At 44.2% G+C, this 23,196-nt stretch carries 21 protein-coding genes; 2 read left to right on the top strand and 19 right to left on the bottom strand.

Going from position 1 to position 23,196, the window contains the following annotated elements; genetic code table 11:
• Positions 1-464 precede the first annotated feature (464 nt).
• The 3 genes from EDD59_RS13555 to EDD59_RS13545 form a co-directional block, all read right to left on the bottom strand.
• The gene (locus EDD59_RS13555) at positions 465-1,352 is read right to left on the bottom strand and encodes a fructose bisphosphate aldolase (protein ID WP_132382782.1); all 888 of its coding nucleotides are present in this window, start codon (positions 1,350-1,352) and stop codon (positions 465-467) included.
• Positions 1,353-1,558: 206 nt separating this feature from the next.
• Positions 1,559-2,899, bottom strand: coding sequence for a cytochrome c biogenesis protein/redoxin (locus tag EDD59_RS13550; RefSeq protein ID WP_132382780.1), 1,341 nt, complete (start codon positions 2,897-2,899; stop codon positions 1,559-1,561).
• Between the two features lie 29 nt (positions 2,900-2,928).
• Complete coding sequence (locus tag EDD59_RS13545; RefSeq protein WP_132382778.1) at positions 2,929-3,543, bottom strand: histidine phosphatase family protein; 615 nt, start codon at positions 3,541-3,543, stop codon at positions 2,929-2,931.
• Positions 3,544-3,869: 326 nt separating this feature from the next.
• On the opposite strand from EDD59_RS13545, the gene EDD59_RS13540 reads away from it, so the two are divergent.
• The gene (locus tag EDD59_RS13540) at positions 3,870-4,349 is read left to right on the top strand and encodes an S-ribosylhomocysteine lyase (protein WP_132382776.1); all 480 of its coding nucleotides are present in this window, start codon (positions 3,870-3,872) and stop codon (positions 4,347-4,349) included.
• Here EDD59_RS13540 and EDD59_RS13535 read toward each other — a convergent pair.
• The 3 genes from EDD59_RS13535 to EDD59_RS13525 are packed head-to-tail and all read right to left on the bottom strand — an operon-like array spanning position 4,337 to position 7,640.
• Positions 4,337-4,879, bottom strand: a complete 543-nt coding sequence (locus EDD59_RS13535) for a DUF5662 family protein (protein ID WP_132382774.1) — start codon at positions 4,877-4,879, stop codon at positions 4,337-4,339. The two genes, EDD59_RS13540 and EDD59_RS13535, sit on opposite strands and share 13 nt — an antisense overlap.
• Before the next feature lie 43 nt (positions 4,880-4,922).
• The gene (locus tag EDD59_RS13530) at positions 4,923-6,623 is read right to left on the bottom strand and encodes an alpha-amylase family glycosyl hydrolase (protein WP_132382772.1); all 1,701 of its coding nucleotides are present in this window, start codon (positions 6,621-6,623) and stop codon (positions 4,923-4,925) included.
• A gap of 24 nt (positions 6,624-6,647) precedes the next feature.
• Complete coding sequence (locus EDD59_RS13525; RefSeq protein ID WP_132382770.1) at positions 6,648-7,640, bottom strand: sugar ABC transporter substrate-binding protein; 993 nt, start codon at positions 7,638-7,640, stop codon at positions 6,648-6,650.
• A 187-nt stretch (positions 7,641-7,827) separates the two neighbouring features.
• On the opposite strand from EDD59_RS13525, the gene EDD59_RS13520 reads away from it, so the two are divergent.
• Positions 7,828-8,139 carry a DUF1292 domain-containing protein gene (locus tag EDD59_RS13520; protein WP_132382768.1) on the top strand — a complete coding sequence of 104 codons (312 nt, stop codon included), beginning with the start codon at positions 7,828-7,830 and terminating at the stop codon, positions 8,137-8,139.
• Here EDD59_RS13520 and EDD59_RS13515 read toward each other — a convergent pair.
• The 13 genes from EDD59_RS13515 to EDD59_RS13455 all read right to left on the bottom strand — a co-directional run bounded on the left by EDD59_RS13515 (position 8,136) and on the right by EDD59_RS13455 (position 23,014).
• On the bottom strand, positions 8,136-9,974 hold the full coding sequence (locus tag EDD59_RS13515) for an ATP-dependent helicase (protein WP_132382766.1): 1,839 nt from the start codon (positions 9,972-9,974) through the stop codon (positions 8,136-8,138). The genes EDD59_RS13520 and EDD59_RS13515 overlap by 4 nt on opposite strands.
• 16 nt (positions 9,975-9,990) lie before the next feature.
• Positions 9,991-11,460, bottom strand: a complete 1,470-nt coding sequence (gene gltX, locus EDD59_RS13510) for a glutamate--tRNA ligase (protein ID WP_132382764.1) — start codon at positions 11,458-11,460, stop codon at positions 9,991-9,993.
• A 97-nt stretch (positions 11,461-11,557) separates the two neighbouring features.
• Complete coding sequence (locus EDD59_RS13505) at positions 11,558-11,995, bottom strand: threonine/serine exporter family protein (protein ID WP_132382762.1); 438 nt, start codon at positions 11,993-11,995, stop codon at positions 11,558-11,560.
• Positions 11,992-12,765 (bottom strand): threonine/serine exporter family protein, encoded by a 774-nt coding sequence (locus tag EDD59_RS13500; protein WP_132382760.1) that lies wholly within the window; start codon positions 12,763-12,765, stop codon positions 11,992-11,994. Before EDD59_RS13500 ends, EDD59_RS13505 begins: the two co-directional genes overlap by 4 nt.
• Before the next feature lie 106 nt (positions 12,766-12,871).
• A complete protein-coding gene (locus EDD59_RS13495) occupies positions 12,872-14,071 on the bottom strand; it encodes a hypothetical protein (RefSeq protein ID WP_132382758.1) in 1,200 nt (399 codons plus the stop codon).
• A 224-nt stretch (positions 14,072-14,295) separates the two neighbouring features.
• Entirely contained in the window at positions 14,296-16,257 is a 1,962-nt protein-coding gene (locus tag EDD59_RS13490; protein ID WP_243117430.1) for a DUF2207 domain-containing protein, read from the bottom strand.
• An 18-nt stretch (positions 16,258-16,275) separates the two neighbouring features.
• A complete protein-coding gene (locus EDD59_RS13485) occupies positions 16,276-16,827 on the bottom strand; it encodes a LemA family protein (protein WP_207670408.1) in 552 nt (183 codons plus the stop codon).
• Positions 16,828-16,930: 103 nt separating this feature from the next.
• Positions 16,931-18,364, bottom strand: coding sequence for an adenylosuccinate lyase (gene purB / locus EDD59_RS13480; protein ID WP_132382754.1), 1,434 nt, complete (start codon positions 18,362-18,364; stop codon positions 16,931-16,933).
• A 103-nt stretch (positions 18,365-18,467) separates the two neighbouring features.
• The gene (gene purF, locus EDD59_RS13475) at positions 18,468-19,904 is read right to left on the bottom strand and encodes an amidophosphoribosyltransferase (RefSeq protein WP_132382752.1); all 1,437 of its coding nucleotides are present in this window, start codon (positions 19,902-19,904) and stop codon (positions 18,468-18,470) included.
• 14 nt (positions 19,905-19,918) lie between these two features.
• Entirely contained in the window at positions 19,919-20,626 is a 708-nt protein-coding gene (gene purC / locus EDD59_RS13470) for a phosphoribosylaminoimidazolesuccinocarboxamide synthase (protein WP_132382788.1), read from the bottom strand.
• 164 nt (positions 20,627-20,790) lie between these two features.
• On the bottom strand, positions 20,791-21,480 hold the full coding sequence (locus EDD59_RS13465) for an amino acid ABC transporter ATP-binding protein (protein ID WP_132382750.1): 690 nt from the start codon (positions 21,478-21,480) through the stop codon (positions 20,791-20,793).
• A gap of 10 nt (positions 21,481-21,490) precedes the next feature.
• On the bottom strand, positions 21,491-22,147 hold the full coding sequence (locus EDD59_RS13460; protein ID WP_132382748.1) for an amino acid ABC transporter permease: 657 nt from the start codon (positions 22,145-22,147) through the stop codon (positions 21,491-21,493).
• Between the two features lie 18 nt (positions 22,148-22,165).
• Positions 22,166-23,014 carry an amino acid ABC transporter substrate-binding protein gene (locus EDD59_RS13455; protein ID WP_132382746.1) on the bottom strand — a complete coding sequence of 283 codons (849 nt, stop codon included), beginning with the start codon at positions 23,012-23,014 and terminating at the stop codon, positions 22,166-22,168.
• Positions 23,015-23,196 lie beyond the last annotated feature (182 nt).

Genomic DNA, 23,196 nt, shown 5'->3' with positions numbered 1-23,196 from the left:
CATGAGAAAGTAGCCCGAGCAGGGCGGATTTCGAATGTTTTTAGGATTGCGGGAGCACAAAGTGCGGAGCAATCCGTAGGTATCAGGGGTCAAAATACCTTTTGACCCCCACATCATTTTTTTTGTAGTAACAGTTCAGCCATGCAAATTTTCGACAGCATATGCAGGAGAAAGCTTGCTTTCGTATGCATATGCTGCCGAAAATTCATATGGCGCTCTGCCGCAGCGAGATGAAGCGCAGCACATGTCCTTGGTTAGCAACCGTAGTGTGGTTGTTTAACAAGGACGGTACCCTTGGGGTGGAATCGAGCTGATGGCTGAACTGTTACTATTTGTACAATTGCAGCGAATATTATAAAATGGATGGTGAGCCATGTCAAAAGGCTCACCATCCACTGCTGACCAATACGCTCCAAATAACAAGAAAACCGTAGATTTTTGAGCTTGATTCTAAATAGTTACCTTTATCTTATGGAAGCACTATAAATTCCCCGGATTGACCCAGCCAGTGTCCTATCAAATTCTTCCTGGGTCTGACTATCACCGAGTCCCTGAGTAAGGGCACGTGAGAAACTTGCCACAACCCCTGGGTTCTTTGCAAGCAGAGTATTTGCCTCATCCCGGCTGTAACCTCCGGAAAGCGCTACAACTCTCACTACTCTCGAATCTTCCAGCAGATCAGAGTAGAAACCATCTTTCGTAGGCAGAGACAACTTAAACATCAGCCTGGTATCTGAAGGAATCTTATCCAAATGAGTTAACAATTCTTCTTTCAAAATTCTCTCAGCCCTTTCCTTTTCAGGACTGTAAATGTCAACCTCCGGCTCTAATATGGGAACCAGACCCTTTTTGGCAATCTGAATACCAATTCCAAACTGCTGGTCTACAACCTCCCGGATTCCGTTTTTATTTGCCAGTTTAATAACTGAGCGCATTTTTGTCCCGAAAATATGCCTCTCGACAGCATGTTCCAAAAGGGTGCCAAGGTCAGGCATTGGTTTCATGACCTGTACTCCTTCCTCCTCCGGGGCAAGACCTTTATCTACCTTCAGAATAGGAAGAATTCCCTTTTCCTCCAGAAGGTAATCTGCCGTATATTTACCATCCATCTTCCTGTCCATCGTATTTTCAAACAAGATAGCTGCTAATATGTGTTCAGACGTAAAGGCTTTGCTCGTAATAATTCTTGTTCGCATCTTATGTACAAGTTCAAACATTTCTTCATCATTATGATACCGTGACTCATCAATGCCATAAAGCTTCAGAGCCTTAGGCGTGCTGCCACCGCTTTGATCCAGAGCTGCAATAAACCCTTTTCCTTCATGCATCCTTTTCAACTGCATTTCATTCATTCAAAATACCTCCTATTCTACTGTCTGTTTCCAAATCACTATCTATATGTCCATTCTAACACTTCTTAGCGAAACTTTCATTAAAATTTATATGTTTTCAGATATTTCAGGAAATGCATTGAATTATTTATACTATGGCCTGCCTACCTCGATCAGCAAACGTATCCATTTTGCCCGGCTCTATTTTACTCTGAAGCACAATTTCATCAATTTCTCTTGCCCTCAATCGTCTGCTCTATGATATTTTTCATCATGTCACCCGTCAGCTGACCGCTGACATATCCAAATACTTTTCCGTCCCCGGTAATCATAAAAGTAGTTGGGTAGGAATATATGCTGTACTGATCAAACAGGCTGCCGCCGGTGTCCATTAGAACAGGGTATGTATAACCATTCTCCTGCAGAAATTTTTGTACTCCTTCTTCATCCTGTTCCTGCCCATATCCCGGTGCTGCAATTCCAAGAATAACAACTTCCGGGGCTTCCTCACTTTGATAGGACTCATATAATTTCTGGATGTCCGACATCTCTGCACGGCAGGGTGGACACCAGGTTGCCCAGAAATTCATGAACACCGTTTTCCCCTTATAACCAGAAAGCTTATGCACCTCACCAAATTGATCTCTTAATTCAAAATCAACAGCATCTTTGAGTCCGGCGGACTCATCATCGTGCTCTTCCGACTTTCCGTCTTCCTCCCCGGATGTACCTTTCTCTGTTGCCTCTTCCTGTGAACCGCTTTCCTGTGAATTATCTTCTGAATCGTCTTCACGGGATTTCTTTTCTCCCTGAGCTTTCTGCGGCTCCTGTGACGTCTGTATACCCGACAAATATCCTGTAACGGCATTCATTTTCCCGGTAAACATCATAACACCTATTAGTATCATGAGTACTCCTCCCGCCTTTACAGTGTACTTCACAACATTGCTGTGTCTCTTAAACAGATCCAGTAATGTTGTACTAAACACTCCGACAGCCAAAAACGGCAGGATGAATCCCAAGGTGTAGACTCCAATCAAAATAAATCCAAGTGCCTTTGTGTTCGCCGAAGCAGACATTAAAAGAACACTGGACAGTGCCGGCCCAACGCAAGGTGTCCACGCAAAGCTGAAAGTGACTCCCATAATTAATGCAGTCCAAGGTGACATGGCAAGACCTTCCAGCTTAAAAGGCAGTCTGTGTTCACCGCCAAGAACTTTGGAGGTTCCAAATACTCCCAGCTGATACAGGCCAAAGGCAATGACCAGAATTCCTCCAATTCTTGCAAATAATACCTGATTTCCTTTAAAGGCAGCCCCCAGTGCAGATGCGCCAAGTCCCAGGACAAAAAAGGTAAAACTGATTCCTATGACAAAAAATAAAGTGTTAACTATAACCTTTTTCCTGTTATAATGAACTTTCCCATCCTCTCCTTTTGTTCTTGTACCTCCCGACAAATAACCAATATAGAGCGGAATAAGTGGAAGTACGCAGGGGGAAAAGAAGCTCAGCAGTCCCTGAAAAAACACCGTAAAAACCGGCACGCTAACATCCAGCGAAAATCCCATATCTCATCTCCTTCCTGCAAATTAATGCTCTAATAATAAATTTTTCCTTCATAAATTATTTCAGATTTTCCATTTCTTACATCAACTTTTGTCACCGCACAATTCTTAGGAATCCCATCTTCCCAGAATTCTGCAATCTTCTTTTTCCCTTTTATTAAATTCAGCATTGCTGTAAGTGCCGCGCCATGTGAAGTGATCAGTATTGACTTATTCACCAATTTCTGATTTTCATATAACGCTTTCAAAAATCTCTTAACTCTGTCTGACAGCTGCAAAATAGATTCCCCGCCTTCTGGAACTTTATAATGCACCGGATCCGTAAAAAGCTTGTTGAACTCATCACTTCCCGGTTCCTGGTTTTCCCCGCGGCAGTGCAAACCTTCTGCAGCCCCAAATCCCATTTCTAGGATTTCCGGTTCTTCATATATGGGTACATTTCGACCCTCTAGTATAATTTCCGCAGTTTCCTTCGCCCTGACCAGCGGACTTGTATATGCAAGATCAAAAGTAGTATTCTTTAGTCCCCTTGCCGTTTCTTCTGCCAAATATACTCCATTCACATTCAGAGGGATATCAGAATGCCCCTGAACCCTGCCTGCCTTATTCCACGCTGTCTCTCCATGACGTACAAGATATAATTTCATATGTATAATCCTCCATAAATAATATGATGATACCAGGGTCAAAAGGTCATGCGTTTCATGCTTGCATGAAAAAGCATGACTTTGGGACCCGTAAAACATGAGAAAGTAGCCCGAGCAGGGCGGATTTCGAATGTTTTTAGGATCGCGGGAGCACAAAGTGCGGAGCAATCCGTAGGTATCAGATATCCCTTAAACTGATGCTGTTTAAAATCATCTATTCCCCCTCAGTATAATCGACCCACATTCTTTCGTCAACTTGCGGCTTGTCTTATTCCGTTTCTGCCACTATAATGGTATATATAAAATTTTTAGGAAAGGAAATGCATATGAAGAAAATTACAAGTTTCACAATAGACCATCTCAGACTCGTACCCGGACTTTATGTATCCAGGAAAGATTTTGTAAATGAAAGTCCTGTTACAACTTTCGATATCCGAATGACTAACCCGAATGAAGAACCTGTTATGAATACGGCGGAAGTCCACACCCTAGAACATCTGGGTGCCACCTTTTTAAGAAATCATGCAGAATATAGTGATAAAGTGCTGTATTTTGGACCTATGGGATGCCGTACAGGATTTTATCTTCTCCTCTCCGGCAATTATGAGTCCAGGGACATTGTGCCTCTTATGAAGGAAATGTTCAGTTTTATTGCATCTTTTGAAGGGGAAATTCCAGGCGCTTCTGCAAAGGACTGCGGAAATTATCTGGATATGAACCTGCCCATGGCAAGATATGAAGCCAAAAGATATTTAAATAATGTGCTGCTTGATATTCAGGATAATCAGTTATATTATCCCGAATAATCTTTTTTTAGTACTGTTTTCTTTATACAAGAAAATGTTCGTTCCTCGCCTTCTTCGGCAAGCATCCGCAGAAGGCTTTCCAGGAGTGCTTCTGTTTCTTCGTGCATCAGATAGTGGCCTTTTCCTGCCAGGAAATATTGGAGAGGATCTGAGTCCTGATAATCTGACCCCTTATATATTTTTCCGGCAGCTATTCTGTCCAGAAACATTTCTACCACATATCGGACAGGCATTTTCATTCCCACCATATTCTTCTCGTCGTCTAACCCATAGTCTATCCAGTATTCGTAATGGTGTTTGTTCCGCCCCTTATGATGGAGCCATGCATAAGAGCAGCCTTTGTCTTCTCTTTCTGCATTATTGGGGCTCCGGTTCCCTTGATAATACTTACACCCCACGCTGAACTCCGTCCAGCCGTATTTTGATAAATCATGAAGGATTCCCTGTTTATACAGTCCAACCCGGAAGCACTCTTTCATAACCAACATTTTGTGTCTGGTTATCGTGCAAAAATGCTTTATTGCTTTCATATTATTTAATCGTCCTTTCTTGCTTTGTCGTCTTCCGGTATCTTTATTTTCCAATCAAAAATACAATGCTTCTTTCTTTTACAATCATTTTTTTCTGATTTTCTAAAAGTATCGGCTTCCCCCACTCTCCGGCTGACGTATCTGCGGCCCGGTGCCACTTTTTACCGGCGGGCAGCGTGGGAAGTGCAAAGAAATGTTCGATCCAGTGCATATTATATGCAATGAAACAGTCCGTATCCCCCAGCTCTTTCCCACAGTACAATACTCCCAGCTGCCGGCTTGAAATCTCTGACGGAATCTGCCATGCTTCTTCCCCGTGATAAGAGACATCCGGCATTCCACAGGCTATCCGGTCAAGTCCTAGAAGCGGTCCTTTTCTGTGCAGTACCATGTGAGCTCCGCGTAGTGCAATGAGTGCCTTTACATACTGGAACAATACATTATTATTCTTCAATTTATTCCAATTTAGCCAGGACAATTCATTGTCCTGACAATATACATTGTTGTTTCCCTTCTGGGTGTTTTCGAACTCATCGCCGGCCAAAATACAGGGTGTGCCCTGGGCCGTTAACAAAAGGAAAAATGCATTCCTGATCTGCCTTTTTCTCAGTTCCAACACAGCCTGTTTTCTGCTTGGCCCTTCCGCTCCGCAATTCCAGCTGTAATTGTACTTTGGGCCGTCATGATTGTTCTCCCCGTTTGCTTCGTTGTGCTTAGCATCATAGGATACAAGATCATATAAAGTAAATCCAGTATGGGCAGTAATGTAATTGCACCCACCTGCCTCTCCTGTGTTGCGGCAAAGTGCACGCATCACATCCTCCACCATACCTTCGTCCCCTTTCAGGAACCTCCGCATGATATTCTGAAACCAGTCATCTTTTTTCCATATCTTAACACCCTTGAGAATCGGGTCTAAGATTACAGCTTCCCATGGAACCACATATGGATTAATCACAAAACCGTCAATATGATATTCCAACATATAATACCGGAGACATTCCACCGCTATCTGCGGAAGTATCCCCTCTGTAAAGGGCATCTCCATAGCCACTTCAATGCCCGCCTTATGACAGGATCTGACCATCCCTTTCAACTCTCTGCGCACATGATCTGATGCGCCATAGGATGCCTTGGGAGCGAAATAGCAGCCCTTCCCGTATCCCCAGTAATTCTGGCGTGCCCCCTCGTATTCTTTAAATTCATAAATTGGCATGCACTGGATCTGATTAATTCCCAGCTCTTTCAAGTAGGTCAGCTTTTCCGTCACTCCCAAAAATGTGCCTCTGTGTTTCACCTTTGATGAGCTATGCATAGTAAATCCCCTCACATGAAGACTGTAAGCTACCACCTCATGAAAAGGAATATGAAGCGGCTCATCCCCGTCCCAGTCAAAATCCTCTTCAGAAATCCGCCCCCTCACCTTGTGAGAATCTAGATTCACCTTCTGTCCAAACACCTTATGCCCCGTTATTTCCTTCACGTATGGGTCAATTCGCACTTTTTTGTCTACCCTGTAATTATATTCATACTGTGCAGCGTCCAGTCCCTCTACCGCAAGGAAGCGCACCTCCCCTGCAGCATCACGGGCATCCATAGGATACACCTGTGCAGGCTCATCCTCACCTATCCGGTACAAAAGCAATTCACATACTTTTCCTGCCGGAACAGAGAGCGCAAAATTCACCCTGCCGTCTTCGATTGTCACACCCAGTGGCTGTGGGCTCCCCTGCACTTTCCTCATATTCTCCAGATCCTCTCTCCTTTATTACTGCCAGCCGTCAGTTCCGTACATTTCTACATTATCCTTATTAATGAAAACTGTATCCACATAAGTCTCTTTCTCATAATCATTGCCTTCCAAAACAGCAATTGCTGTATCAACAGCCTTTTTACCAATATTAATAGGAGATTGTGCTCCCGTCCCGGCCATACAGGTGCCCGGCTCCAGCAATTTACTCTTCACTCCCGGTGAACCGTCCACGCCATAGACAAGCATATCCGTCCTGCCCGCGTCCTCAATAGCCTGCAAAGCCTCCAGGGCCACCTGGTCATTCCCGCACATTACTGCATCAATGTGGGAGAATTCTGACAAAATTGCTTTCAACTCACTTTGAATATTGGCTTGTGGCTCTTCTGTATTTATTCTCGCCAAAACTTCAAAGCCTCCATCCGCAATGGCTTCTTCAAAGCCTGTAATTCTTTCATTGACGGAATTCACAGATGGGTTCTCCAGAATTACAATCTTCCCGCCGTCCGGCTTCTGCTTTACTAAATCTGTGCCACACAGATACCCTGCATTTTTATTGTCAGAACCAACAAAAGCATTTGTCAGATCTGTGTCCCTGACCTGCGTGTCTATGTTGATAACCGGAATGTCTGCCTCTTTCAGAGCTTCCAGAGCCGGGGTTATTTTTTCCAAGTCCACCGGACATAAAAAGACAGCATCCACGCCTTGCTCAATCATTTGCTGAATCTGTTCAATCTGCAATTCCACATCAGAGCCTGGGTTTTTGGTAATAAGCTGAAATCCTTTTTCATTCAGCATCGTTTCTATGGACAGCTGCAGCGTCTCAAAATAAGGATTGTCCATATCAATACAACTATAACCAAAAGTGTAGACAGAATCTTCTTTAGTCCCCGCCTTTTCCTCTTTTTCTACTGCATTATCTTCAGGTGTACCTACATCCTTCTTGCACCCTGCAAACAGCATGCACGCTGCCAGAATTGTTAGAAATAAGCTAAATATCCGTTTTTTCATCGAATATCCTCCCATTATGTATAATTGATTTTACAGCTCAGCCGTCAGTTTGATTTTGCTGTAAACCAGTCTCTTTTATTCTAACGTGTTTCATAGCAATGTCAAGAGAGACAGGCGTATGTTTTTTCTTGCTTTTTATTTTCCTTTTTGTTACAGTGAATGTATCAACAATAAAAGGAGAAAATTTATGGACGAAAACGAATCACTCACCGTTACACTGACACTGGACAATGATGAGGAACTGGAATGCGCTGTTCTTACCATTTTTGAAACAGAAGGACAGGAGTATATTGCTCTGCTGCCTCTGGACGAAGAAGGTGAAAGCGGTGATGGGGATGTCTTTCTCTATCGGTTCCACCAGACAGATTCGGACGAACCTTCACTTGAGAATATTGAGGACGACGATGAGTATGAGCGCGCCGCCGACAAATTCGATGAATGGCTAGATTCCCTGGAATATGAGGATCTGGAGCCGGACGAAGCACCGGATGCGGATTAAACTTGTTTTTTCTCAAACAGTTCGTCTACAAAGCGGGAAGGATCCTTATCCTTTCCGTTTTTGTTTTTTACATATACAATCTTGAGGAGCTCCTTTGCCCTTGTCATGGCAACATAAAACAGCCGCCGCTCTTCCTCCTCCTTTTGTTCCTTGAGTGATTTCTTATATGGAATCTGACCTTCATTGGTTTCTATAATATACACTGTGTCAAATTCCAACCCTTTTGCAGCATGCATTGTCATCAGCCGTACCCCGCTTGAGTGCGGCTCTTTGCTGTTCTCCCTCATTTTCAACGCATTGGTGTATTCCTCCACATGCAAAAACCACCTCTCCAAAGAGGAAAAAGGGCGTGCCGCCTCTTCCACTTCTGAAAGTATCTCAAATAGATCACTTGCCTGCATCTTCCGGGCAGCAGCATATTCTCTCAGGAAATCATCATATCCTATTTTCTTGCGGAGGTACTGGATTGCCGCATAGGGAGCCATCTTGGCAAGCATCTTCAAATCCCACTCAAACTGGTCCACCCGGTCCAGCATCCAGTCCTTGTCACAATAGAATTTTCTTAAGTCCTCAAAAGCAACTTCCCTCCCGGTAAGGCTGTCTCTGCTAATGTATCTTTTTGGCTTGTTCATAATCTGCAGAAAGTCCTGGCGTATCCTGCTCCCAGCCGCCATTTTAAAATAGGCCTTTATATCCTTTGCAATGAAATGATTATATATATTGGGCAGATGCTCCCTCATCTGAAAGGGAACCCGATGCTCCCAGAGTGTCTCCGCAAGATTTCCTGCATCCGTGTGAAGTCTGAAAAGCACTGCAATGTCCTCCGCTTTTACTCCTGACTGTATACGGCTCTGTATCTCTTCCATTACATATCGGCTCTCCTCCGCCGGGTCTGCCACCTCCTGTACATGAAGGCTCAAGCCCTTAGTTTTTTTTGCATGGATTGCCTTCTCAAAACGTGTCTCGTTATTGCCGATAACTTTTAATGCATTCTGCACAATATTTGAGGTGGATCGGAAATTAATGTCGAGAAGAAGCTGCCGCAAATTTGGGTAGTCCTCTTTAAATTGAAACATCAGCTTTGAATCTGCACCACGAAAGCCATAGATGGACTGGTCATCATCTCCCACGGCAAAAATATTCTGCTGCGGCTCTGCCAGCATTTTAATCACATCATACTGTACTTTATTGATATCCTGAAATTCATCAATCAAAACATAATGAAACTTTTCCTGCCACATTTTCAAAATATCGGGTCTTTTTGAAAATAACTCATAGCAGAGTACGAGCATATCATCAAAATCAATTTTTCTTTCTCTCTTTCTCTGGGCCTCGTATTCCAGATAAATATTCCGGAAATCTTCCGGGCTGCATTTTGATGAATGGTAAGACCTTATGTCTATTCTGTTGTTCTTGACAACTCCAATTTCTGCCGCAATGTCCGAAATGAAATCTTCCTCATCAAAAATCTGGATCTCCTGCCGGCTGGCCACATTCTTGATAATCTGATATTTTTCCTCCTCAGACAAAATATTTCGGGAATCAAAGTGGTATGCCCACTTCAAAATTCCGTAATATATACCGTGAAAAGTGCCTACTGTAGCGGACAGGCTTTTCTTCCCCATCAGATTTTGAAAGCGGCTCTTCATCTCAGCCGCTGCATATTTAGTAAAAGTAATGACCAGAATTTCTTCTGGCCTAACCTTTAACTTCTCTATCAAATATTTCATTCTGTTCACAATCACTGTAGTCTTCCCGGAGCCCGGCCCTGCCAGAACAAGGCAAGGGCCGGTTCCGTGAGTGATCGCTTCTTCCTGAGCCTTACTAAAACCCATGTATTCCTCTTTCTGCCTAACTTAAAGCTGCTTCTAACTTTTCAATTGCAATCTTTATGCGCTTCAGAGACTCCTCTTTTCCGATAATCTCCATAATCTCCGTAGCTCCCCCCGGGGTATTCTGCTTTCCGGATACAGCCGTTCTCACAGGCCACATCACATAGCCGGTTTTGAAACCGTTATCCGACGCATACTTTTTCAAAGTCTCAAATAATGCATCATTACTGTAATCCCCCTGGGCCTCCAAAAGTGGAAGTAGGCTCGTAAGCACTGCAAAAGAGGTCTGCGCATTTGTCTTCATCTTCTTATGTGTGTACATACTGATATCATATTCCGGAAGTTCCTCAAAGAAGTCTATCTGCTCATTTATATCCGGGAAAATCTCGATTCTTGTCTTTACAAGAGCCGCGATTTTCTTCAAATTGTAGTCTTTTGTTACAGTCTCTCTAATATAAGGCTCTGCCATCTCGTAAAATTTGTCAAAGTCCATAGCCTTTAGATATTCCCCATTCATCCATTTAAGCTTTACCGTATCAAACACTGCCGGAGATTTGTTCATGTGATGATAGTCAAAGGCTTCTACCAGTTCTTCCAGTGAAAATATCTCCTTTGTATCCGCCGGACTCCAACCGAGCAGTGCTACAAAATTTACAACAGCTTCAGAAATAAATCCCTGATCAATCAAATCTTCATAGGAAGAATGTCCGCTGCGTTTGCTTAACTTCTTATGGTTCTCATCGGTTATCAGCGGGCAGTGCACATAAATCGGCACATCCCAGCCGAAAGCCTGATACAGGCGGTTATATTTCGGTGCAGAGGAGAGATATTCATTTCCTCTGACCACATGCGTAATTTCCATCAAATGGTCATCAATCACATTTGCAAAATTATACGTCGGGAAACCGTCAGATTTAATCAATATCATATCATCCAGTTCATCATTGGGAACCTCAATATCTCCGTAAATCTCATCATGGAAAACGGTTGTACCCTCATTTGGCACATTCAGGCGGATTACCCACGGCTTTCCGGCTGCCAGATTGGCCTTAACTTCTTCTCTGGAAAGCCCTAGACAATGCTTGTCATATTTCACAATATCAGTTCCGCTTTCTTCAGATACAGTGGTTTTTAAAGAGTCCAGTCTTTCCTTATCGCAAAAGCAATAGTAGGCATCCCCCTGCTCTACCAACTGCTTTGCGTACTTGATATACAGGCCGCTGGCAGAGCGCTCACTCTGCACGTAGGGGCCGTATCCCCCATCCTTATCCGGACCTTCATCATGAACCAGACCTGTCTTTTCCATAGTTCTGTATATAATATCCAAAGCTCCCTCCACAAAACGCTCCTGGTCGGTGTCTTCTACACGAAGGATAAAATCTCCCCCCTCATGCTTTGCTATCAGATATGCGTACAATGCCGTACGCAGATTACCCACATGCATCCGCCCTGTGGGGCTCGGTGCAAATCTCGTTCTTACTTTACCCATTTTTCTATCCCCGCTTCTTCTTTATATCTTATGTCTTACTCATTATAGGACAAATTGTATCATTCTTCAACATAGAAAAAACTTTCTATTTCTTTTCCTATTTTTTTTCAACCTTTTTTAAACGCACCCGAAACAGCGTGTCCATAATAAAAATAGCCAGTGCAATTACCCCTGCAATTTCCAGTGTCTGTGTCAGATAATAGCTGCTTCTGGCTCTGTCATCTGTAATAATATAGTACACAGTCCGGTACATCCCTGCTCCCGGTACCGTAGGCAGAATTCCCGCAATCAGGAAAATTGTCACTGGAGCTTTAAATATCCTGGCAAACGTATGAGAAGCTAGCGCAATTGCAAGAGCCGAGAAAAAAGTTGCAAGAACCGTACCAAAATTGTTATGCAGCCCAAGAAGATATACAAAGCTTCCTATTGCTCCTGCTGCCCCGGCATGGGGCAGGTACTTTTTAGGAGTCTCCAAAAGTATTGCAAATGCTACAACAGCTGCAAAAGAGCCGACTACTCCAAAAAATAATTTCACAGCAGACCACCTCCTGTAAAAAAATGATTTGCGAGGGCCATACCGGCCCCCGCTCCGAGGGCTATGGCCACAGCTTTTAAAAATGCCTCCAGAATTCTCGCTCCGCCGGAAATATAGTCACCCTGCAGAGTGTCACGCACTGCATTTGTTATTGCGACCCCCGGCACCAGGGGCATAATAGCACTTATAATGACTGTATCATTGTTCAGGAAGGGAAACAGTCCTTTTAAAAGCATTGCCGCTGCAGCCACTGCCAGAGAAGATAAAGTGTCCAGTATAAATCCGTTAATCTGTAATCTCTTTCCACCCGTTATCACCAGTGCCAGGATTGCCCCCACTGCCGCTGAAGCCAGCACCTCCGCACTGCCGCCGCCATACAGAGGTGCGAAGCCTGCAGGAACCACCACCGTAGCAAGATTATACACCCAGATACAATATTGCTTTCCACTGATGACTTTCAGTTCCTCAAAGGCATCTTCCAGAGATAATTCTCCTGTACAATAATTTCTGGATATTTCATTTACCCGCATAATCCGGTTCAGGTTCGTCCCTCTTTCCTGTACTCTCTTAATCATTGTAATTGGCTCCATATCCGGATTGCTGATAGTCGCCACGATTCCCGTCATCATCACACTGGCCTCTACAGTCTGGGTCCCCGCCGTGCGCAGGATGTGGTACATAGTATCTTCCACCCTGTATGTCTCCGCTCCGCTGCGCAGCATCAGTTCCCCTGCCATAACTGCCATATTCATCACAAGCTTATAATCCATATTCTTATCCTGCCTCCGCGAAGTATTCTAACATACTTCCGAAATAAATTCATCATTGTAAGGTAAATTTATGCTCCTTCCCGGAAGAACAGTATGCAAAACATAATTACCTGCCTGCAATTTCTTTTTCAGGAAACATGATCCTGTATTCCTCCACGTACTCTCTGGGCACGCATATTGTCAGGGCGCTGCCCTCCAGCGCATTTTCTGCAATCCCGACAATACCGCACTCCACCACATTCAGAACTGACAGCTTTGAGCCTGCAAAAGAATATTCGGCAAGTCCGGTTACGGAACCGGGAACCCTATAAATTCCCACCCGGTCTGCCGGAAATGCCAGAATGGAGGTCATGCTGCGGTCCAGCAGTACACCTTCACTGCTTACATAAGCAGGATTGTCTGTGCTCACTTCAATATCCGCGAGTTCCGTCAGGTCTTTCAGTGCACCTGCTTCGATAAAAGCCATATTGGCAGGAATGTGCAGTTCGCAGATACCAGCTCCCACCCCGGCGAAAGTCCCTGCCAGAATGCCTGTACATTCCTCCCCCGGAAACTCTAAGATACCATCTTCATTCAGCATGCCTGCTCCCGGGTCATAGCTGTAAATCATTCCTTCCTCGTTTACAAGGAATCCTCCGTATTGGTCTACAGGGGCTTCCCCATTACCACTTTCCTCCGGCTCCGTTTCTTCACCACCGCTTTCCTCTGCATTACCCGGATCCACAGTTTCCGGTGATTCCGTAACAGGATTATTTACTGCTGGCAAACCCTCCTTTTCCGGTGCCGGCGCTGTCGAAGAATCCCCCTGTTTAATAGGTACTGTAGGGATGTCTTGTCCGGCCGGTACTGTGGACGGTTTCTCATCCACCGGTTTTTCCGAGACGTTCGGGGCCGCTGCCCCAGAATTAGCGGGTGGAATTTGCGGTATCATATTACCCGGAAAAATATCCGATACAGTTTCGGAAATATTCTCCACTGACGGTGAAGCTACCATAGGCAGTACTCTTTCACCGCTCCGGGAAATACCCGCTTTTAGCCCGCTCAGCGGAACCTTTATATGCATAACTTCTTTTTGCATCCTTTCCTCGGTGCCTTTTAATTGTATGGTTTCCGCCGGCACTATCTCTGCTCCCTGTGCATCAGTCTCAGACCGGGGTTCACATGCAGAATTCGTTTTCGAAAAATCAACTTCCGGCAGTTCATGAGCCGTCCCGATAACAAAAGAAAATGAAAATATTGCTAATATTATACGCAAACCCCGCTTTCTGCCCTCATCAAATTCAACTCTCTTCACACACAATTCCATAATTCTCCTCCTCTCCCCCTGCCTTGCCGGGGTTCCTTTCTCCTTGGTAAAATAGATGATATGATATCAGGGTCAAAAGGCCATGCGTTTCATGCTTGCATGCAAAAGCATGACCTTGCTACATCATAACTATTTTACATACTAAAAAAGAATGCTGCCACAATCTGCAACATTCCTTTGCATTATTTTGGTTATTGTCCGGCCGTGCAGCAGTATACTGCCTGCTACCAGCTCCCGCCTCCGCCGCCGCCGAAACCTCCCCCGGAAAACCCACCGCCTCCGCCGCCGAAGCTTCCCCCGGAAGAACCACCTGATGAGCCTGAACTGCTGGGCTTTGGCACCGACAATTGGGTGGCTGCCTTATCAAAGCTGTTTACCATTAAACTATTGAACACATAGTAATCAAAAAATGTATATTGATGGTACGGTACATACCACTCAGGGGCCGGCAGTGAGAGATCTTTCAATTTTTCGGCGAACACATCAGAGAGTCCGAAAACATAAGCATAAGGTATGATATGGTAAAACCACTCCGGATTTGTTTTTGCCAGTTCATTCATACGCTCCAGCTCCGCAGTCTCAATAAAATCTCTTAACCCGGCCAGTTTCCCTATCCATTCCACACACTTCGGTGTTCTTTTTTTCATAAAACCTGCCATTGCCACCATTATCCCAGTCATAATCACTACCAAAAACAGCACCCAGACATATTGAAATATCTCTCTACGGTATACTCGTAGGATGTAGTTGATTACATATGCAGAGACGGCAAAAAGGCACATTCCTGCACTAATCTCTATGGTTACTCTCCTTGACTTTGCAGATTTCGCATACCATTTATCAACTCCTGTGCAGAATACAAAAGTCCCTGCTGCAAGAAGCCCCCACAAAATCACCTGGATCACCGTTTGAATCGTACCTGTAAGTGAATACCGCCCTGTGACAAGCATAAACCAGCCAAAAGGCAGAGTACAGCATACCGCTGCCACCCAACGGGAAATTCTGGATGCCGCAGTGTATAATCCGCCCCGCTCTTCAATAGAATTTTTGAGCTGCTTTTTTGCTATATCCAGCGTCCCTGCGAAATTATATGTCAAACTGTTGACTTTACGCTTATCGCTGCGTCCGAACAGTTTCTTGAATATAGTAATCTGATATCCAGGTGCATCTTTTGGAATATCCTTCAATTTATAGAGGCAGAGATTATTGCTCTTCTGCTCCTCAATGCGCAGATACCCTTGTTCTGCCCAATATATAATCAGGGAAATCATGTCTTTATTATCAGCATTATCATCGATAATGTAGCCTACCGCTGCACTGTCCAGATTATCCGGAGGCTGATATTGTACGGAAGGAATAATCTGCTCGTCTCTGCCGAATTTCAAGTATAAAAATACAATCAGCGCACACAGCACAACCCCAGGGAGAAGAAGCATCCATGGAAGGAAATCAACATGACCGATTCCGGTAAAATATCCTTCCTTCATCGGTGCATAGAATGTAACCCCATTCCCCATTGGAAGATCCCTCTGTAAAACCCCGGTCACTGTATTTCCCTCCCATGACAATGCAAGGATATCCGCCGCATCCGAGCGTTCTCCTTGTTCTCCATAGTAAAATTTCAACCTGTCATGGTCAAAATCCTTCGGGAATGTAACTGTAAATCGGCTGCCCGCCGGGATATCATTCTGCCACTGTTTCGGAAACACATTATAGTAGGCATTATTATAATCCTTCGTCTCAAATTGCGGTGTAAATGTGTAGGAAATCTGATATTCCCCGCCTGTTTTATACTCGCCTTCGGTGCCCAGACGCCCGAGCCAGCTGCCATTTTTCCTGCTGACCTCCAGAGGTTCATTTGCCTTTGCCTCCGTAATTTTTGCATAATAAGGCACGGATACCAGGTTGTCTTCTTGATCATAATCAACCACCGTTCCTTTATATGGGATATGACGGTAGATTCCCTGCCTGCCCGTATAAAAGCTCACTCCGATATTTTCTGTAACCTTATATGACTGGCCGCCCCCTATAACGATATCTGTATTAAAATACTGCGTTTCCATATTCTGATCCATTGTAAGCTCCGATTCTGAATCATCGAAGATACCTGAAGTCAGAAACATAAAAAGCACATAGAGAAGAACTGGAAAAAGCCACTTGATAGAACCATTTCTGGACTTACTCATGCCAATATCCTCCTCTTTTTAAAAACTCACCTTCACATTCTCTCTCTGTTGTGTCTCTGTCACTTCATACAGCGGTTTTCTCCTGAATCCAAAAATGCCCGCAACAATATTGCCCGGGAACATCTCCACCTTTGTGTTAAAGCGGTTCGCTACGCCATTATAATATCTTCTGGAACCAGCAATCTCCTCCTCAATCCGCTGCAGCTGATCCTGTAACTGCAGAAAATTCTGGTTTGCCTTCAAATCCGGGTAGCTCTCGGAAAGTGCAAAAAGTGATTTTAAAGTACCACTTAAAATATTATCGTTTGCAATCTTTTCTTCCTCGGTAGATGCATTCATCGCCGCGTTGCGTGCGGCAATCACCTTCTCCAGAGTTGCCGACTCGTGTTTTGCATAACCTTTTACTGTCTCTACATAATTTGGAATTAAATCGTATCTCTTTTTCAGCGATACATCCATAGCTGAAAATGCTTCCTCCGTCTTATTTCTGAGCCGGATAAACCCATTGTAGGAACCTACCAGCCAGATAACAATGATAACAATCACTGCAAGTATAATCCAAATTGCCATACCTCTAACCTCCTTTTTCTCGTTGGACCTTGCTGCCATTTTGCTGTAAGCACAGTCTTACTTTGGCAGAGTACTAAATAGATTTTATGTCCTGTTATTAAGATTATACATTAATTTCTGCTTTCACGCCAAGTTCTTTTTTATTCTTCTCCAATAACGGATCAATCACGTTTTTCAGATAAGCTTCCACCTGCTCCTTTGAACGGCCCACATATTTTACCGGATCCATTATTTTCTGCAGATCCTCCGGACTAAGATTAAACCCATCGTCCTGGGAAATCATTTCCAAAAGATTATTGTCCAGGCCTTTTTCTTTTACGTTTCTCCCTGCCTCCATGGACAATTTACGTATTCTCTCATGCAGCTCCTGTCTGTCTCCTCCCGCTTTTACAGCATCCATCATAATGTTTTCTGTCGCCATGAAAGGCAGCTCAGACATCAGATGTTTTTCAATTACTTTTGGATATACCACAAGTCCATCCACTACATTCAGGCACAGATCCAGAATACCGTCGACTGCCAAAAAACCTTCCGGAATACTCAATCGTTTATTTGCAGAATCATCTAGAGTTCTCTCAAACCACTGTACGGAGGCTGTAATTGCCGGATTCAGTGAATCCGCCAGAACATAGCGTGACAGTGAGGCAATTCTCTCACTTCTCATGGGATTTCTCTTGTACGCCATGGCAGAAGACCCAATCTGAGATTTTTCAAAAGGCTCCTCCACTTCTTTCAGGTGCTGAAGCAGACGGATATCATTGGAAAACTTATGGGCACTTGAGGCAATCCCCGCCAGTACGTTTATTACTCTGGTATCCACCTTTCTGGAATAAGTCTGCCCGGACACCGGATAGCAGGCCTCAAATCCCATTTTTTCCGCTATCATAGGGTCAATTTTATCAATAGTTTTCTGATCTCCATCAAACAATTCCAGGAAGCTTGCCTGAGTCCCTGTAGTCCCCTTGGAGCCCAAAAGCTTTAAACTGCCTAAAACGTATTCCAGATCTTCCAGATCCATCTCAAATTCCTGCATCCAGAGAGTGGCTCTTTTGCCTACCGTGGTTGGCTGGGCAGGCTGGAAATGTGTAAACCCTAAAGTTGGCAGTTCCTTGTACTTGCCTGCAAACTTCGCCAGCTCAAAAATCACATTCACCAGTTTCGTTTTTACCAGTTTCAGTGCCTCCGACATGATAATAATGTCTGTATTATCCCCAACATAGCAGGAGGTGGCTCCCAGGTGAATAATCCCTTTTGCCTTAGGACACTGCACCCCATAGGCATATACGTGGGACATCACATCATGGCGCACCACTTTTTCTCTTTCTTTAGCAACATCATAATTGATATCTTCTGCGTGAGCTTTCATTTCTTCAATCTGCTCATCTGTGATATTCAGTCCCAGCTCTTTCTCTGTCTCCGCGAGAGCAATCCAGAGTCTCCTCCATGTCCTGAATTTCTTATCCTGTGAAAAAATATACTGCATCTCCCTGCTCGCATAACGCTCGGAAAGAGGGCTGATATAACGGTCTGTACTCATATAGTATAATCTCCTGTTCTATAATGTAACATCCTGTCACTAGACTCGATAAGACCTCGTCAAGTGTCAGGATGTGGCTCGCACTAAGCTCGAAAGGACCTCACTAAGTGCTCTGCTCAAATTCATGGCTGATGTCTCTGCCGGGGACAGGCATGGGGTATTTCCCTGTAAAACATGCATCGCAAAAACTTAAGCCTCCAACCATATTTTTTAGCTTTTCCACTTCCATGTAGCCAAGTGTGTCTGCATCTATCATTTGACATATCTGCTCCGGTGTATGGGAATGTGCAATCAGATGCTCGTTGGACGGCACATCGGTTCCAAAATAGCAGGGAAACAGAAACGGCGGTGAGCTTATTCTTACATGCACCTCTGTGGCACCTGCTTTTTTCAGCATTCTGATAATGTTGGCACAGGTTGTTCCCCTCACCATGGAATCGTCCACCATGACAATCCGCTTTCCTTTGACCACCTCGGGAATCACATTCAGCTTAATTTTTACACTGGATTCCCTGTCACTTTGTTTTGGCTTTATAAACGTTCTGCCCACATAACTGTTTTTATGGAAAGCCATTCCATAAGGAATCCCGGATTGCTCAGAATAGCCTTTGGCGGCCACAAGTCCGGAGTCCGGCACACCAACCACCAGGTCTGCCTCCACCGGATAAGATTCTGCCAGTGCCTTTCCGGCCTTAATTCTGGCATGGTAGACATTCACACCGTCAATGGTACTGTCCGTGCGGGCAAAATAGATGTATTCAAATATACATCTGGCCTGCTGGTTGGCCGAAACTGCCATACTCATATCAGAAGCTATCCCATCTTTTGTAAAACTTACAATCTCACCCGGCAGCACATCCCGTACAAACTCAGCACCCGCTGCGGTTATTGCACAGCTCTCAGACGCAAGAATATAAGTGTTATCCTTCATTCCGATACACAGGGGCTTTATTCCAAGGGGGTCTCTTACGCCAATCAGCTTGCGGGGACTGCCTATAACAAGAGCATAGGCTCCTTTGATCTTTTTCATGGCATTTTTTACAGCATCTTCAACTGTTGATACATGAAGGCGTTCCCTTGCAATATGATATGCAATCACTTCTGAGTCAACAGTCGTCTGAAAAATGGCCCCTGTATATTCCAGTTCCCGCCTAAGTGCAGATGCATTGACCAGATTGCCATTATGGGCAATAGCAAGTGTCCCTTTTACATAATTGATGACCAATGGCTGTGCATTCTCAGCGCAGCTCCCTCCTGCCGTGGAATATCGGACATGCCCGACTCCCAGATTGCCTTTTAGTTTTTCCAAAGATTCTTCATCAAATACATCATCCACATGTCCCAGACCTTTTTGGGATAAAACTCTGCGCGTTCCACATGTGTCTGTTACTGCAATGCCGCAGCTTTCCTGTCCTCTGTGCTGCAGGGCAAAAAGGCCATAATATATGGATGGCGTCACATCGCCGCCATCCAGATCATATGCCCCAAAAACTCCGCACTCTTCACCTAAACCTGTAGTAAGCCTTTCCAATTTGTTCATGAATACACTCCTGATTATTGAATGCCGATACGGTGAAATACTTCTTTATATGCGTCCTCCACATTTCCCATATCTCTCCGAAACCGGTCCTTGTCCAGCTTCTCATGTGTCTCTTTATCCCACAGCCTGCATGTATCCGGCGAAATCTCATCTGCCAGAATAATATCACCGTGAAATCTTCCATATTCAATCTTAAAATCAATCAACTCAATTCCTGCCTCGTCAAAGAATTTTTTCAATACCTCATTTACCTTAAAAGTATACTCTGTGATCTTGTCAATCTCTTCTCTTGTGGCAGCCCCGATTGCTATGGCAAAGTAGTCATTGATCATCGGGTCCCCCAGCTCATCATCCTTATAACTGAATTCTAAAGTAGGTGCTAACAGTTTTCTTCCTTCTTCAATTCCAAGCTTTTCTGAAAAACTTCCAGCAGCCACATTGCGGACAATCACTTCCAGTGGAACAATCTCCACCTTTTTTACTGCGGTTTCTCTCTCACTGAGCTCTTCCACATAGTGCGTCGGCACACCTTCCCTTTCCAGCACCTGAAAAATATAGTTGGTCATCCGATTGTTAATCACACCTTTTCCAACGATTGTTCCCTTCTTCTCTCCGTTAAATGCAGTAGCGTCGTCTTTATAGTCCACAATTACAATATCCGGGTCATCTGTGGCAAATACCTTTTTGGCTTTTCCTTCGTAAAGCTGCTCCAGTTTTTTCATACGTTCACACCTGTCCTTTTGTACTTTCATTGAGTTAAGCTACCATAAAAGTATAATACAAGGCAATGGTAAAATCAATATATCCACTGCCTTGTATGGGTTCGCGTTCATTATTTATTTGCACCGGTATATATAAGTTATGCTTATGTGATATGCCTTATTTATCATTTATCAGTAGCCAACTTCCCAAGAAATCCTTTCATTCTGGCATTATCGGAGCCAAATACTTCCTCCGGTGTACCCTGTTCTTCAATGATGCCTTTATCCATAAATATGATATGGTCAGCCACATTTTTTGCAAAATTCATCTCATGGGTCACGATAACCATGGTCATCTGTTCTGCTGCCAGATCCTTGATTACTTTCAGAATTTCTCCTGTAAGCTCCGGATCCAGAGCCGATGTAGGCTCATCAAAGAAAAGTATTTTCGGATTCATAGCCAGTGCTCTCGCTATAGAGACCCGCTGCTGCTGTCCTCCGGAAAGCTGATAAGGATAGGCGTTTTCTTTATCTTCCAGTCCCATCTTTTTCAAAAGTGCCCTGGCTTCTCTGAGTACTTCCTCTTTTTCCCTCTTTTGCACCTTCAGAGGGGCATCTGTAATATTCTTCAGTACAGAAAAATGAGGGAACAAGTTGAAGTTCTGGAACACCAGTCCAAATTTCCCTTCATAGTGAATATCACCGCCATCCGGTGTCTCCAAATCTGTGGCACAGCGGAGCAGTGTTGATTTTCCCGAGCCGGAAGGGCCAATAATTGCCAGAACCTCCCCTTCCTCTACTTTCAGAGAAATGTCCTTCAATACTTCCACACCGTCAAAACTTTTCTTAATATGGCTCATTTCCAGTAAACTCATGCATTTCCTCCTACTTGTAGTAATCCAATTTCTTTTCCAGCAATTCCATCGTCACGGCCACAAGCAAGTTAAACAGATAATAGAATATTCCAGCTGAGACTAAAGGAATAATAGAGGTCTGAGATGATGCGATCTGTTTCGCTGTAGTAAACATCTCCGCATAGGCAATGGAAAATGCAAGAGAGGTATCTTTTACAAGGGTAATTACTTCATTTGTCACAGACGGCATAATTCTCTTGATTACCTGAGGAAAAATAATGCGGAAAAAGGTCTGCCCTTTATTGTAGCCTAAAAGCCGTGCCGCCTCATACTGCCCTGTCGGCATAGATTCAATGCCTCCGCGGTAAATTTCCGCAAAATATGCAGCGTAGTTGATTGCAAACGCAATGAGTACGGCACCGAGCCGGTAGGAAGCTGAAATCTGGATTCCAAATATGTAGTAGGGCCCAAAGTATACCACCATCAGCTGCAGCATAAGAGGGGTTCCCCGCATAATGGAAATATAAATCTTCGCTATCCATTGAATAATCTTTATTTTTGACATTCTTCCAAATGCCACAAGTAGCCCCAGTGGCAGGGAGAATAGCAGGGTCGCAAAGAATATGCCTATCGTACCTATCATTCCACCGGACAATTGTCCCAGCATAGCCGCAATACTTATGTTCATTCTTTTAATCCTCCGGATTTACTTGCCCAGGCAGACAGCATCCTCAACGCCCCACTTTTCTGCGATAGTCATAAATGTACCGTCTTTGGCCATCTCATCCAGCGTCTTTTGTACCTGGTCCTTAAGTTTCTCATTTCCTTTTTTAAAGCCGACAGCATACTGTTCGGTAGAAATAGAATCATCCAGTATAACGTATCCGTCTCCTCTTGATTCAATCTGATAATCTGCAACCCCCACATCCATAGCAACGGCTTCCGCTGCCCCTGCTTCTAAGTCCATGAACGCGGTATTATAATCCGGCACTTGTGTCAGTGTCCCAAATGTCCCTGCCAATTCCTTCTGATCCCCCTCCAGTGCTTTCAATGCAGAGGAATCAGCCTGTACTTCCACAATTTTACCTGCAAGATCATCTAAAGTCTTAATTCCCGAGTTCTGGGAAACTACCACCACCTGACTGTTATCCACGTAGGGCTCTGACCATGTATAGTCTTCTTCGCGCCCGTTTATGGTAAATCCGTTCCAGATACAATCGATTGTCCCGGAATTAAGCTCCATGTCCTTGGCATCCCAGTCAATTGGCTGTTTCTCCAGCTCCCAGCCGTTTCTCTTACACACTTCCTGGGCCAAATCTAAATCAAAGCCTACATATTCTCCGTCGTCATCTTTGTATCCGTAGGGCGGAAAGCTTGCATCAAACCCTACTGTAAAAGTGTCTCCCTCTTTCTTTTCCTCGTTGGTTACATCCGCCTTTTTCTCCGTCTTTGCAGAATTACCGGCAGATGCATCCTTACTTTTATCCCCACATCCCACTAAGCCTGCCGACAGTACAAGTATGGCTGCCATTGCCGCTGCCAAGTTTCTCTTCATAATATAATGTCCTCCTCAATCCAGTATACTGACCAGCCTATATTTTTCAAAACATAAACTGGCCAGCGCAATTCACTTTCTTCTTTTATCAATTGATTACTTTACCTTGCTAAAATACCTGCACATAATAACACATTTCGCACTTTGTGTCAAACGCCTTCCATGCTCAATTCCAGTCCCTA

The sequence above is a fragment of the Muricomes intestini genome (assembly GCF_004346165.1).
In the GTDB taxonomy this organism is placed as follows: domain Bacteria; phylum Bacillota; class Clostridia; order Lachnospirales; family Lachnospiraceae; genus Muricomes; species Muricomes intestini.
Note: the sequence above shows the minus strand (reverse complement) of the source record. Positions and strands in the feature narration are given on the sequence as shown.

Excerpts from the sequence above, each read along its gene's own strand:
- EDD59_RS13555 (WP_132382782.1), bottom strand. The coding sequence starts at position 1,352 with ATGAATGAAATGCAGTTGAAAAGGATGCATGAAGGAAAAGGGTTTATT.
- EDD59_RS13550 (WP_132382780.1), bottom strand. The coding sequence starts at position 2,899 with ATGGGATTTTCGCTGGATGTTAGCGTGCCGGTTTTTACGGTGTTTTTT.
- EDD59_RS13545 (WP_132382778.1), bottom strand. The coding sequence starts at position 3,543 with ATGAAATTATATCTTGTACGTCATGGAGAGACAGCGTGGAATAAGGCA.
- EDD59_RS13540 (WP_132382776.1), top strand. The coding sequence starts at position 3,870 with ATGAAGAAAATTACAAGTTTCACAATAGACCATCTCAGACTCGTACCC.
- EDD59_RS13535 (WP_132382774.1), bottom strand. The coding sequence starts at position 4,879 with ATGAAAGCAATAAAGCATTTTTGCACGATAACCAGACACAAAATGTTG.
- EDD59_RS13530 (WP_132382772.1), bottom strand. The coding sequence starts at position 6,623 with ATGAGGAAAGTGCAGGGGAGCCCACAGCCACTGGGTGTGACAATCGAA.
- EDD59_RS13525 (WP_132382770.1), bottom strand. The coding sequence starts at position 7,640 with ATGAAAAAACGGATATTTAGCTTATTTCTAACAATTCTGGCAGCGTGC.
- EDD59_RS13520 (WP_132382768.1), top strand. The coding sequence starts at position 7,828 with ATGGACGAAAACGAATCACTCACCGTTACACTGACACTGGACAATGAT.
- EDD59_RS13515 (WP_132382766.1), bottom strand. The coding sequence starts at position 9,974 with ATGGGTTTTAGTAAGGCTCAGGAAGAAGCGATCACTCACGGAACCGGC.
- gltX (WP_132382764.1), bottom strand. The coding sequence starts at position 11,460 with ATGGGTAAAGTAAGAACGAGATTTGCACCGAGCCCCACAGGGCGGATG.
- EDD59_RS13500 (WP_132382760.1), bottom strand. The coding sequence starts at position 12,765 with ATGGATTATAAGCTTGTGATGAATATGGCAGTTATGGCAGGGGAACTG.
- EDD59_RS13495 (WP_132382758.1), bottom strand. The coding sequence starts at position 14,071 with ATGGAATTGTGTGTGAAGAGAGTTGAATTTGATGAGGGCAGAAAGCGG.
- EDD59_RS13490 (WP_243117430.1), bottom strand. The coding sequence starts at position 16,257 with ATGAGTAAGTCCAGAAATGGTTCTATCAAGTGGCTTTTTCCAGTTCTT.
- EDD59_RS13485 (WP_207670408.1), bottom strand. The coding sequence starts at position 16,827 with ATGGCAATTTGGATTATACTTGCAGTGATTGTTATCATTGTTATCTGG.
- purB (WP_132382754.1), bottom strand. The coding sequence starts at position 18,364 with ATGAGTACAGACCGTTATATCAGCCCTCTTTCCGAGCGTTATGCGAGC.
- purF (WP_132382752.1), bottom strand. The coding sequence starts at position 19,904 with ATGAACAAATTGGAAAGGCTTACTACAGGTTTAGGTGAAGAGTGCGGA.
- purC (WP_132382788.1), bottom strand. The coding sequence starts at position 20,626 with ATGAAAAAACTGGAGCAGCTTTACGAAGGAAAAGCCAAAAAGGTATTT.
- EDD59_RS13465 (WP_132382750.1), bottom strand. The coding sequence starts at position 21,480 with ATGAGTTTACTGGAAATGAGCCATATTAAGAAAAGTTTTGACGGTGTG.
- EDD59_RS13460 (WP_132382748.1), bottom strand. The coding sequence starts at position 22,147 with ATGAACATAAGTATTGCGGCTATGCTGGGACAATTGTCCGGTGGAATG.
- EDD59_RS13455 (WP_132382746.1), bottom strand. The coding sequence starts at position 23,014 with ATGAAGAGAAACTTGGCAGCGGCAATGGCAGCCATACTTGTACTGTCG.